The organism is Pseudomonas sp. WPR_5_2 (assembly GCF_003634475.1).
Classification (GTDB): Bacteria; Pseudomonadota; Gammaproteobacteria; order Pseudomonadales; family Pseudomonadaceae; genus Aquipseudomonas; species Aquipseudomonas izuensis.
Window position 1 is genome coordinate 276,518 of the sequence record NZ_RBLA01000003.1, and the last position, 11,632, is coordinate 288,149.

The following is an 11,632-nucleotide window of genomic DNA, read 5'->3' on the forward strand; positions in this document are numbered from 1 at the left end:
CTTCGGCTGGCTCCTGTACGACTGCGTACTTCGCATGGAATAAAAATAATGAACCAGCCTCAGTCTGCTGTAGGAAACTGCCTAGACGTGCAGTCCTTCATCAATGCCCAACCGATCTCGCGCTACCAGTGGCGCGTAGTGATCCTCTGTTTCCTGATTGTCTTCCTCGATGGCCTCGACACCGCCGCCATGGGGTTCATTGCCCCCGCCCTGTCTCAGGACTGGGGCATCGACCGCGCCAGCCTGGGCCCGGTGATGAGTGCGGCATTGATCGGCATGGTTTTCGGTGCGCTGGGTTCCGGCCCATTGGCTGACCGCTTCGGGCGAAAAATCGTACTGGTGAGCGCCGTGTTGTTGTTCGGCGCGTTCAGCCTGGCCTCGGCCTACAGCACCAATGTCGATCAGTTGCTGGTACTGCGCTTCCTCACTGGCCTGGGCCTGGGGGCCGGGATGCCGAACGCCACCACGCTGCTGTCGGAGTACACGCCGGAGCGCAAGAAGTCCCTGCTGGTGACCAGCATGTTCTGCGGTTTCAATTTGGGCATGGCTGGTGGCGGGTTCATTTCGGCCAAACTGATTCCCGCCTTCGGCTGGCACAGCCTGTTGCTGATCGGCGGGATCTTGCCGTTGATCCTTGCTGTCGTCTTGCTGCTCTGGCTGCCGGAATCGGCGCGCTACCTCGTCGTCCGCAATCGCGGTAACGACAAGGTGCGCAAGGCCCTGGCGCCCATCGACCCGACAGTGGTCGCCCAGGCCGCAAGCTTCAGCGTGCCGGAACAGAAAACCGTGAAAGCGCGCAATGTCTTTGCGGTGATCTTCTCCGGTACCTACAGCGTCGGCACCTTGTTGCTGTGGCTGACCTACTTCATGGGCCTGGTGATTGTTTACTTGCTGACCAGTTGGCTGCCGACCCTGATGCGCGACAGTGGCGCGAGCATGGAGCAGGCTGCATTCATCGGTGCGCTGTTCCAGTTTGGCGGTGTGTTAAGTGCAGTGGGCGTGGGTTGGGCGATGGATCGGTTCAATCCGCACAAGGTCATCGGCACTTTCTACCTGTTGGCCGGGGTGTTTGCCTACGCGGTGGGGCAGAGCCTGGGCAACATCGCAGTACTGGCGACCCTGGTGCTGGTGGCCGGGATGTGTGTCAACGGTGCGCAATCGGCGATGCCGTCGCTGGCCGCGCGGTTTTATCCGACCCAGGGGCGAGCCACCGGTGTGTCGTGGATGCTGGGTATCGGCCGCTTCGGCGCGATCCTCGGCGCCTGGATGGGCGCAACGCTGCTGGGCCTGGGCTGGAATTTCGAGCAGGTGCTGACGGCGTTGGTGATCCCGGCGGCGCTGGCGACCACGGCGGTGGTGATCAAGGGCATGGTCAGTCATGCGGATGCGACCTGACAGGTTGATCCGCAATCTTCAGTGATGCTGATGGCCTCATCGCGGGCAAGCCTTGCTCCCACAGGTCTGTGTCGTTCCCAAGTCGGATAAACGCCTCGGACCTGTGGGAGCAAGGCTTGCCCGCGATGCTTTTGGGATCGGTAGGTACGCAACAATGTGTTCGATAATCGAACACTCAGTCGATTATCGGATTGTTTGACGTTTTTCACAGGCTTAATCTTCAGTCATTCCGGCGCTGCGCATCGGCGCCTTTTTCGACCACTGTTGGTTAATAACAAATGGGAGCCTGCCCCAATGGCTGAAATTCTTTCGCTGCATGACGCGGTGAAGCAGTTCGTGAACGACGGCGATACCGTTGCGCTCGAAGGCTTCACTCACCTGATCCCGACGGCGGCGGGTCACGAAATCATTCGCCAGGGCAAGAAAGACCTGACCCTGGTGCGCATGACCCCTGACCTGATCTACGACCAGTTGATCGGTGCCGGTTGTGCCCGCAAGCTGATTTTCTCCTGGGGTGGTAACCCGGGTGTCGGTTCGCTGCATCGTCTGCGCGATGCAGTCGAGAAGCAGTGGCCACACGCGCTGGAAATCGAAGAACACAGCCACGCCGACCTGGCCAATGCCTACGTCGCGGGGGCCTCCGGCCTGCCGTTTGCGGTGCTGCGTGCCTACGCCGGTTCCGATTTGCCGAAGGTCAACCCGCTGATCAAGTCCGTGACCTGCCCGTTCACCGGTGAAGTGCTGGCGGCGGTGCCTTCGGTGCGCCCGGACATCACCGTGATTCACGCGCAGAAAGCCGACCGCAAGGGCAACGTGCTGCTGTGGGGCATTCTCGGCGTGCAGAAAGAAGCCGCGCTGGCTGCCAAGCGTTGCATCGTCACCGTCGAAGAGATCGTCGACGACTTGAATGCACCGATGAACTCCTGCGTGTTGCCGACCTGGGCCTTGAGCGCCGTCTGCCATGTGCCGGGTGGCGCGCATCCGTCCTACGCCCACGGCTACAACGAACGCGACAACCGCTTCTACCAGGCCTGGGACCCGATTGCCCGCGACCGTGAAACCTTCACCGCGTGGATCAACGAGTACATCCACGGCAGCGCTGACTTCAGCGAGTTCCAGGCCAAACTGGCCGCCGCTTCGGAGGCGAAGTAATGACTTACACCACCAATGAAATGATGACCGTCGCCGCTGCCCGTCGCCTGAAAAACGGTTCGGTGTGCTTCGTGGGCATCGGCCTGCCATCGAAAGCGGCCAACCTGGCGCGCCTGACGTCCTCGCCGGATGTCGTGCTGATCTACGAATCGGGTCCGATCGGTGCCAAGCCGAGCGTATTGCCGCTGTCGATCGGTGACGGCGAACTGGCGGAAACCGCCGACACCGTGGTCCCGACCGGTGAGATTTTTCGCTACTGGCTGCAGGGCGGTCGCATTGACGTCGGTTTCCTCGGTGCGGCCCAGGTTGACCGTTTCGGCAACATCAACACCACAGTGGTGGGCGACTACCACGCACCGAAAGTCCGCCTGCCGGGCGCCGGCGGCGCACCGGAAATCGCTGGCTCGGCCAAGAGCGTGCTGATCATCCTCAAGCAATCGGCGCGTTCGTTCGTCGACAAGCTCGACTTCATTACCTCGGTCGGCCACGGCGAGGGCGGCGATTCGCGCAAGCGTCTGGGTCTGCCGGGTGCCGGTCCGGTCGGCATCATTACCGACCTGTGCACCATGGAGCCGGAAGCCGGCACCAACGAATTTGTGGTTACCGCGCTGCACCCGGGCATCACCCGCGAGCAAGTGGTTGCCGCCACCGGTTGGCCGATTCGCTTTGCCGCCAGTGTCGACACCACTGCCGAGCCGACCGAAATCGAATTGACCGCCCTGCGCGATCTGGAAGCCCGTACCGCGGCGGCCCACGGCCAAGCCCCTGGAGAAGCGTGATGCGTGACGTTTATATCTGCGACGCGATTCGTACCCCCATCGGCCGTTTCGGCGGTGGCCTGTCGGCAGTACGTGCCGACGATCTGGCCGCCGTGCCGATCAAGGCACTGATGGAGCGCAACCCGACCGTGGACTGGACGGCGGTGGACGAAGTGTTCCTCGGCTGCGCCAACCAGGCCGGTGAAGACAACCGTAACGTGGCGCGCATGGCGCTGCTGCTGGCCGGCCTGCCGGACACCATTCCCGGCGTTACTCTCAATCGCCTTTGCGCGTCGGGCATGGATGCCATCGGCACCGCGTTCCGCGCCATCGCCAGTGGCGAAATGGAGCTGGCGATTGCCGGCGGTGTCGAGTCGATGTCCCGCGCGCCGTTCGTGATGGGCAAGGCCGACGCTGCGTTTTCGCGCAACATGAAACTCGAAGACACCACCATCGGCTGGCGCTTCATCAACCCGCTGATGAAAGCCCAGTATGGCGTGGACGCGATGCCGCAGACCGGCGACAACGTCGCGCAGGACTACGAAGTGTCCCGCGAAGATCAGGATGCGTTCGCCCTGCGCAGCCAGCAACGCACGGCCGCCGCGCAAGCCGTTGGTTTTTTCGCTGAAGAAATCGTCGAAGTGCGGATTGCCCACAAGAAGGGTGAAACCGTGGTCAGCCAGGATGAGCACCCTCGCGCCGACACGTCCCTGGAAGTCCTGGCCAAGTTGAAGCCAGTGAACGGCCCGGACAAAACCGTCACGGCGGGCAACTCCTCAGGCGTCAATGACGGTGCCGCCGCGTTGATCCTGGCCAGCGCCGAAGCGGTGAAAAAACACGGCCTGACCGCTCGCGCCAAAGTGCTGGGCATGTCCAGTGCCGGTGTTGCGCCACGGGTGATGGGCATCGGCCCGGTGCCGGCGGTACGCAAACTGACCGAGCGCCTGGGTGTGGCGGTCAGCGATTTCGATGTCATCGAACTCAACGAAGCCTTCGCCAGCCAGGGCCTGGCGGTGCTGCGTGAACTGGGCCTGGCGGACGACGCACCTCAGGTCAACCCGAACGGCGGCGCGATTGCCTTGGGTCACCCATTGGGCATGACGGGTGCGCGACTGGTGCTGACCGCGTTGCGTCAGTTGGAAAAAACCGGTGGCAAGAAAGGTCTGGCGACCATGTGCGTCGGCGTCGGCCAGGGTCTGGCCCTGGCGATCGAACGCGTCTGATACGCCCCGTCGGCTAATAAGAACTGAGGAAAGTGTAATGACTGACAAGCCTGGATACCGTCGTCCGCAGGCGGGCACTCAGCCGGACTATCTGCACCCGACCTACCAATCCACCAACCTGCGTTCGCCGTCCAAGCCGTTGGTGTTCCTGCCGCATTCGTTGTCGGAAATCACCGGGCCGACCATCGGCGCCGAGCGTGTCAGCGAGAACGACAACGACCTGACCGCCCAGCACAAGGGCGAGCCACTGGGTGAGCGCATCATCATTCACGGCCGCGTGCTGGATGAAAACGGCTTGCCGGTGCCAGGAATTCTGGTGGAGATCTGGCAGGCCAACGCCGCCGGTCGCTACAACCATGCCCGCGACCTGCACGACGCGCCGCTGGACCCGAACTTCACCGGCACCGGTCGCACCGTGACCGACGCCGATGGCTGGTACCAGTTCCAGACCATCAAGCCCGGCGCCTATCCGTGGGGTAACCACCACAACGCCTGGCGCCCGGCGCATATCCATTTCTCGTTGTTTGGGCCGAGCATCCTGACGCGCCTGGTGACGCAGATGTATTTCCCGGGCGACCCGTTGCTGGCGTACGACCCGATCTACAACTGCGTGCCCGATACCAGCGCCAAAGAGCGACTGATCGCCAGTTTCGACCTGGAAAAAACCATCCCTTCCTATGCCCTCGGTTATCGCTGGGACATCGTCTTGCGCGGCCGCGATGCCACGCCGATGGAGAAATAAGATGACGCTGACTGCGACCACGTCCCACACCGTCGGGCCGTACTACCACATCGGCCTGACCTGGCTGAACCGTGAAAACCTTACCGTTGAACAAACCCTGGGTGAGCGCGTGGCGATCTCGGGGCAAGTGGTCGACGGCAACGGCGATGTCGTCAACGACGCGATGCTGGAAGTCTGGCAGGCCAACGCCGCCGGCAAGTACGACCACCCCGAAGACGATCAGGACAAGCCCCTGGACCCGCACTTCGAAGGGTTCGGCCGGGTGCCGGTGGATGCCGAAGGGCGTTTCCGTTTCACTACGATCAAACCGGGCACGGTTGAAGGCCTCAAGGGCACGACCCAGGCGCCGCATCTGGTGGTGCTGGTGTTTGCCCGTGGCCTGGTCAAGCACCTGCTGACACGGATTTACTTCGAGGGTGACGCGGCGAATGTGAACGATCCTCTGCTGGAATGCGTGCCGGCCGAGCGTCGTGGCACTTTGCTGGCGAAGCAGGATGCGAGCGGTGTGTACCAGTGGAATGTGATTCTGCAGGGTGCCGATGCTGAGACGGTGTTTTTCGATTATTGAGAACAGCGTAAATCCTTGTGGGAGCGAGCCTGCTCGCGAAAGCGGCGTGTCAGTACCATCAATGCTGAATGACACACCACATTCGCGAGCAGGCTCGCTCCCACAGGGGGAATGATGTGGCAGATGTATCTGTGGAACGGGACTGTTGCAAAGTATGTCTAGACTCTCACTGTCCCCATTGAGTGAAAAACAATGACAACACCAACCGCTTCACCCGCGCTATATACCGGCGAAGAGCGTAGAAAACGGATCTTTGCCATTGTCGGCGCCTCGTCCGGCAACCTGGTCGAATGGTTCGACTTCTATGTCTACGCCTTCAGTGCGCTCTATTTCGCGCCGGCCTTTTTCCCCTCCGACAACCCCACGGTGCAGTTGGTCAATACCGCCGGCGTGTTTGCCGCCGGGTTTCTGATGCGACCGATTGGCGGCTGGATTTTCGGTCGGTTGGCAGACAAGCACGGGCGCAAGAATTCGATGGTGATCTCGATTCTGATGATGTGCTTCGGCTCGTTGCTGATCGCTTGCCTGCCGACCTACAGCAGCATCGGGATCTGGGCGCCGATTCTGTTGCTGTTCGCACGTTTGCTCCAGGGCCTGTCGGTCGGTGGCGAGTACGGCACCACCGCCACCTACATGAGTGAAGTCGCCCTCAAGGGGCAGCGCGGTTTTTTTGCTTCGTTCCAGTACGTGACGCTGATTGGCGGGCAACTGCTGGCGGTGTTGGTCGTCGTGATCCTGCAACAGTTCCTCAGTGAAGACGAGTTGCGTGCCTACGGTTGGCGGATCCCGTTCGTGGTAGGGGCCATGGCGGCGCTGGTTTCGCTTTATCTGCGTCGTTCGCTGAAAGAAACCTCCAGCAAGGAAATGCGCGAAAACAAGGATGCCGGCAGCATCGGTGCACTGTTCCGCGACCATAAAGCCGCGTTCATCACTGTGCTCGGTTACACCGCAGGTGGTTCGCTGATTTTCTACACCTTTACCACGTACATGCAGAAGTACCTGGTGAACACCGCCGGCATGCCGGCCAAGACCGCCAGCTACATCATGACCGGCGCGCTGTTCCTCTATATGTGCATGCAACCGGTTTTCGGCATGCTCGCCGACAAGATTGGCCGGCGTAACTCGATGTTGTGGTTCGGTGCCCTCGGTACGCTGTGCACCGTACCGATTCTGCTGAGTTTGAAAACTGTCGGCAGCCCGTTCCTGGCTTTTGTGTTGATTACCCTGGCCTTGGCGATCGTCAGTTTCTACACCTCCATCAGTGGCCTGGTAAAAGCCGAAATGTTTCCGCCCGAGGTGCGTGCACTGGGTGTCGGCCTGGCGTATGCGGTAGCGAATGCGATCTTCGGTGGTTCGGCGGAATATGTGGCCTTGAGTCTCAAGGCCGTCGGCATGGAAAACGCCTTCTACTGGTACGTGACGGTGATGATGGCGGTGGCGTTCCTGTTCAGCCTGCGCTTGCCGAAACAGGCCGCGTATCTGCACCACGACCTTTGATCTTTACGCGGGCCTGACCGGCCCGCGCTTCCAGGGACTGTTTATGAACCATCGACCGGGCAATCAATTGTTCGATGCCTATTTCACTGCCCGCGATATGCGCGACGTGTTCTGCGATCAGGGCCGGGTCCAGGCCATGCTCGATTTCGAAGCGGCGCTGGCCCGGGCCGAAGCGCGGGTTGGCCTGATCCCGCAGTCTGCCGTGGCGCCCATCGAAGCGGCGTGTCAGGCCGGGCATTTCGACTTTGTCGCCCTCGGCGAAGCGATTGCCACTGCCGGCAACTCCGCCATTCCGCTGGTCAAGGCGTTGGGCAAACAGATTGCAAGTAAGGATGCCGAAGCCGAACGCTATGTGCATTTGGGCGCGACCAGCCAGGACGTGATGGACAGCGGCCTGGTGCTGCAATTGCGCCGGGCGCTGGAGCTGATCGACAGCGATCTGGCGCAGCTGGGGCAAAACCTCGCCAGTCAGGCCCAGCGTTATGTGGCTACGCCGCTGGCCGGGCGCACCTGGCTGCAGCATGCGACACCGGTCACCCTCGGAATGAAAATCGCCGGATGGCTGGGGGCGGTGACCCGCAGCCGCCAGCGCCTGCAAGAACTCAAGCCGCGCCTGCTGGTGCTGCAATTCGGTGGCGCGTCCGGCACCCTCGCAGCGCTGGGCGAACAGGCGATGCCGATTGCCCGGGCGCTGGCCGAGGAGTTGCAACTGAGCTTGCCTGATCAACCCTGGCACACCCAGCGGGATCGCCTGGTGGAGTTCGGTTCGGTGCTCGGGTTGATCGCCGGCAGCCTTGGCAAACTCGGACGCGACATCAGCCTGTTGATGCAAACGGAAGCGGGCGAAGTGTTCGAGCCGTCGGCGCCGGGCAAGGGCGGTTCTTCGACCATGCCGCACAAACGCAACCCGGTGGGCGCGGCGGTGCTGATCGGCGCGGCGACCCGCGTGCCCGGTTTGCTCTCAACCCTGTTCAGCGCCATGCCGCAGGAACACGAGCGCAGTCTCGGCCTGTGGCATGCCGAGTGGGAAACCCTGCCGGAGATTTGCTGCCTGGTGTCCGGCAGCCTGAAGCAAGCGCTGTTGGTGACCCGGGGGCTGGAAGTGGACGCCGGGCGCATGGCCCGCAACCTTGATTTGACCCAGGGCCTGGTGCTGGCCGAGGCGGTGAGCATCGTCCTGGCGCAACGGGTCGGGCGCGACACCGCGCATCACCTGCTGGAGCAATGCTGCAAACGCGCCGTGGCCGAACAGCGCCATCTGCGCGCGGTGCTCGGCGACGAACCGCAAGTGACTGCCGAGCTGTCGGCGCAAGAACTCGATCATCTGCTGGACCCCGCCCATTACCTCGGTCAGGCCCGTACCTGGGTCGAGCGAGCGGTGGCGGAACATTCTGCATTGACTGCCTGAAGGAGATTGCTGTGGCTTTTGTACAACTCGCCGAGGGCGAACTGCACTACCAAATTGAAGGACCGGTCGATACGCCGGTGCTGGTGCTGTCCAATTCCCTGGGCACCGATCTGCACATGTGGGACGCACAAATTCCGGCGTTCACCGAGCATTTTCGCGTGCTGCGTTTCGACACCCGTGGTCACGGCAAATCGTTGGTGACACCGGGGCCTTACAGCATCGATCAACTGGGCCGTGACGTGCTGGCGCTGCTGGATGCGTTGCACATCGAACGGGCGCATTTCTGCGGACTGTCCATGGGCGGACTGATCGGCCAGTGGCTGGGCATCAACGCCGGCGAGCGCCTGAACAAACTGATCGTGTGCAACACCGCAGCGAAAATCGGCGATCCATCGATCTGGAACCCGCGTATCGAAATGGTGCTGCGTGATGGTCAGGCGGCCATGGTTGCCCTGCGCGATGCGTCGATTGCCCGCTGGTTCACCCCGGATTTTTCCGAGGCCAACCCGGCGGCAGCCAAGCAGATCACCGACATGCTGGCGGCCACGTCGCCTGAAGGCTATGCGGCCAATTGCGCGGCGGTACGCGATGCCGATTTCCGCGATCAATTGTCCTCGATCAAGGCGCCGCTGCTGGTGATCGCCGGTACTCAGGATGCGGTCACACCGCCGTCCGGCGGGCATTTCATCCAGGAGCACGTACCGGGTGCCGAGTACGCCGAGTTCTATGCCGCGCACTTGTCCAACGTTCAGGCCGGCGCTGACTTCAGCGAGCGCGTGCTGGCATTTCTGCAGGCTTGAGGGGAAATTCCGTGGACGAGAAACAACGTTACGATGAGGGCATGAAGGTCCGTCGCGCCGTACTGGGCGATGCTCACGTCGACCGCAGCCTGAGCACCCTGACCGAGTTCAACTCGGAGTTCCAGGAAATGATCACCCGCCATGCCTGGGGCGACATCTGGACCCGCCCGGGCCTGCCGCGCCACACCCGCAGCCTGATCACCATCGCCATGCTGATCGGCATGAACCGCGAGGGTGAGCTCAAACTGCACCTGCGCGCCGCCGCCAACAATGGCGTCAGCCGTGGCGAGATCAAGGAAGTGATCATGCAGAGCGCGATCTACTGCGGCATCCCGGCGGCCAATGCGACCTTCCACCTGGCCGAGTCAGTGTGGGATGAGTTGGGGGTTGAATCGCGGGAGTGATTCTGGCGAATTGCTGTGCCTGATCTGACGCCATCGCGGGCAAGCCCGCTCCCACAAGGTTTTGTGTAATGCTCTAATTTTGGAGCACATACAGAACCTGTGGGAGCGGGCTTGCCCGCGATGACGGCAGTGAGAGTTACAGCAGGCTGATCGGGTAGCTGATGATCAGGCGGTTTTCGTCGAACTCGTTGTTGCTGTAGTCACGGCGCATGGTCGAGTTGCGCCATTTGACGTTCAGGTCTTTCAGCGCACCGCTCTGCACGGTGTAGCCCAGTTCCGACTCACGTCCCCATTCTTTGCCATCGGTGATGCTGCCGGTGTGCACGTTATCGCCACTGATGTAGCGGTTCATCAGCGTCAGGCCCGGCACGCCGAGGGCGACGAAGTTGTAGTCGTGGCGCACTTGCCAGGATTTTTCCCGGGCGTTGTCGTAGCTGGAGTTGTAGCTGTCGTTGGCCAGGGTGCCGCCGCTGGTGCCGTTGACCCGCATCCACGGGCTGTCCCCGGTGAGTTTTTGCAGTCCGACGTAGAAGGTGCTGCCGCCATACTTGGCCGAGAACAGGCCATACATCGTTTTGTTCTCCAGCTCGCCGGCGCGGGCGCTGCCGTCATCCTTGCCGTAGAAGAAACCGAGGTTGGCACCCAGGGTCCAGTCGCCGATGGGCTGGCTGTGGATCACGTTGATGAATTGCTGGCTGTAGATGTCCTTGAGTTCGGCATTCCACAGGCCGATCTGAGTGCGCTTTTCGTTGAACAGGTATTCGCCGCCCTGGAAGTTGAAGCGGTCCGAGGTGAACGCGGCTTTGCCGGTCATCGACATGTCACCCATGCTGCTGTCGTCCCGCGGGCTGTTCTGGCGGAATTGGCCGCCGTAGAGCGTCAGGCCATTGATCTCCTTCGAGGTGATCTGGCCGCCGCGGAAGGTTTGCGGCAGGGAGCGACCGTCGTCGGAGCGCAGGATCGGCAACACCGGCATCCACTCGCCGACCTTCACTTCGGTCTGCGAAAGCTTCGCCTTGAACGCCACGTTGGCACGGCCGAAGTTGTCCGCCGGGCGGCCGTCGTGGTCCAGCGGCAACAGTTGCGTACCGCCGGTGCCTTTGCCGCCGTCGAGCTTCACCGAATACAAACCGAGCACATCCATACCAAACCCGACGGTGCCCTGGGTGAACCCGGACTTGGCGTCGAGAATGAAACTCTGCGTCCACTCTTCAGCCTTGCCCTGGGCCTTGGTCGGGTTGGTGAAGTTGCGGTTGATGTAGAAATTGCGCAGGTTCAGGTTGACCTTGGCGCCTTCGACAAAGCCTGATTCCTCGGCCTGGGCGGGCAGGGCCGCACCGGCCAGGGACAGGGCAATCAGGCTGGGAACGAAATACTGTGCGGTAGAAGGCGTCATGGGTTCGGGCTCTCTAATTCTTGGGGATGAAACGGGGTGGTGCCGCAGCCGGGGAGGGTGCAGACATGAAGTCGACATCGCTGGGTAAAGCCTGGGGATCAGCCGGACAGGGCAGGGCGCGGGGGCATGGTGTCGAACCTGTTGTTATTGGTTTTGTAGGCCGATGGTGCTGTGAATGTACTAGATGGTTCAATCTGTAAAAGTGGGTTTTGGGCGATTATCGAACGAAAGATGAGTGGGTATGTGTCGTTTGTTCCGGCCCTTTCGCGAGCAGGCTCGCTCCCACAGT

General features: G+C 61.8%; 11 protein-coding genes. 10 read left to right on the plus strand and 1 reads right to left on the minus strand.

Annotated elements, in window-relative coordinates; translation table 11 throughout:
- Positions 1-48 precede the first annotated feature (48 nt).
- The 10 genes from BJ917_RS13815 to pcaC all read left to right on the plus strand — a co-directional run bounded on the left by BJ917_RS13815 (position 49) and on the right by pcaC (position 9,947).
- Entirely contained in the window at positions 49-1,395 is a 1,347-nt protein-coding gene (locus BJ917_RS13815) for an MFS transporter (RefSeq protein WP_121103631.1), read from the plus strand.
- Positions 1,396-1,689: 294 nt separating this feature from the next.
- Positions 1,690-2,547 (plus strand): CoA transferase subunit A, encoded by an 858-nt coding sequence (locus tag BJ917_RS13820; RefSeq protein WP_008054173.1) that lies wholly within the window; start codon positions 1,690-1,692, stop codon positions 2,545-2,547.
- The gene (locus BJ917_RS13825; protein WP_096513072.1) at positions 2,547-3,326 is read left to right on the plus strand and encodes a CoA-transferase subunit beta; all 780 of its coding nucleotides are present in this window, start codon (positions 2,547-2,549) and stop codon (positions 3,324-3,326) included. Before BJ917_RS13820 ends, BJ917_RS13825 begins: the two co-directional genes overlap by 1 nt.
- Entirely contained in the window at positions 3,323-4,528 is a 1,206-nt protein-coding gene (pcaF, locus tag BJ917_RS13830) for a 3-oxoadipyl-CoA thiolase (RefSeq protein ID WP_177435588.1), read from the plus strand. Before BJ917_RS13825 ends, pcaF begins: the two co-directional genes overlap by 4 nt.
- Positions 4,529-4,565: 37 nt before the next feature.
- Positions 4,566-5,270, plus strand: a complete 705-nt coding sequence (gene pcaH / locus BJ917_RS13835; RefSeq protein WP_121103633.1) for a protocatechuate 3,4-dioxygenase subunit beta — start codon at positions 4,566-4,568, stop codon at positions 5,268-5,270.
- Between the two features lies 1 nt (position 5,271).
- Positions 5,272-5,838: a protocatechuate 3,4-dioxygenase subunit alpha gene (gene pcaG, locus BJ917_RS13840; RefSeq protein ID WP_096513069.1), complete on the plus strand. Its 567-nt coding sequence runs from the start codon at positions 5,272-5,274 to the stop codon at positions 5,836-5,838.
- A gap of 192 nt (positions 5,839-6,030) precedes the next feature.
- Positions 6,031-7,335, plus strand: a complete 1,305-nt coding sequence (locus BJ917_RS13845) for an MFS family transporter (RefSeq protein WP_096513068.1) — start codon at positions 6,031-6,033, stop codon at positions 7,333-7,335.
- Between the two features lie 43 nt (positions 7,336-7,378).
- Positions 7,379-8,743, plus strand: coding sequence for a 3-carboxy-cis,cis-muconate cycloisomerase (locus BJ917_RS13850; protein WP_121103634.1), 1,365 nt, complete (start codon positions 7,379-7,381; stop codon positions 8,741-8,743).
- Between the two features lie 11 nt (positions 8,744-8,754).
- Entirely contained in the window at positions 8,755-9,543 is a 789-nt protein-coding gene (gene pcaD, locus BJ917_RS13855) for a 3-oxoadipate enol-lactonase (protein WP_121103635.1), read from the plus strand.
- Positions 9,544-9,554: 11 nt separating this feature from the next.
- The gene (gene pcaC, locus BJ917_RS13860; protein ID WP_121103636.1) at positions 9,555-9,947 is read left to right on the plus strand and encodes a 4-carboxymuconolactone decarboxylase; all 393 of its coding nucleotides are present in this window, start codon (positions 9,555-9,557) and stop codon (positions 9,945-9,947) included.
- A 136-nt stretch (positions 9,948-10,083) separates the two neighbouring features.
- Here pcaC and BJ917_RS13865 read toward each other — a convergent pair whose 3' ends face one another.
- The gene (locus tag BJ917_RS13865; protein WP_121103637.1) at positions 10,084-11,343 is read right to left on the minus strand and encodes an OprD family porin; all 1,260 of its coding nucleotides are present in this window, start codon (positions 11,341-11,343) and stop codon (positions 10,084-10,086) included.
- Positions 11,344-11,632: the final 289 nt, after the last annotated feature.

Excerpts from the sequence above, each read along its gene's own strand:
- BJ917_RS13815 (WP_121103631.1), top strand. The coding sequence starts at position 49 with ATGAACCAGCCTCAGTCTGCTGTAGGAAACTGCCTAGACGTGCAGTCC.
- BJ917_RS13820 (WP_008054173.1), top strand. The coding sequence starts at position 1,690 with ATGGCTGAAATTCTTTCGCTGCATGACGCGGTGAAGCAGTTCGTGAAC.
- BJ917_RS13825 (WP_096513072.1), top strand. The coding sequence starts at position 2,547 with ATGACTTACACCACCAATGAAATGATGACCGTCGCCGCTGCCCGTCGC.
- pcaH (WP_121103633.1), top strand. The coding sequence starts at position 4,566 with ATGACTGACAAGCCTGGATACCGTCGTCCGCAGGCGGGCACTCAGCCG.
- pcaG (WP_096513069.1), top strand. The coding sequence starts at position 5,272 with ATGACGCTGACTGCGACCACGTCCCACACCGTCGGGCCGTACTACCAC.
- BJ917_RS13845 (WP_096513068.1), top strand. The coding sequence starts at position 6,031 with ATGACAACACCAACCGCTTCACCCGCGCTATATACCGGCGAAGAGCGT.
- BJ917_RS13850 (WP_121103634.1), top strand. The coding sequence starts at position 7,379 with ATGAACCATCGACCGGGCAATCAATTGTTCGATGCCTATTTCACTGCC.
- BJ917_RS13865 (WP_121103637.1), bottom strand. The coding sequence starts at position 11,343 with ATGACGCCTTCTACCGCACAGTATTTCGTTCCCAGCCTGATTGCCCTG.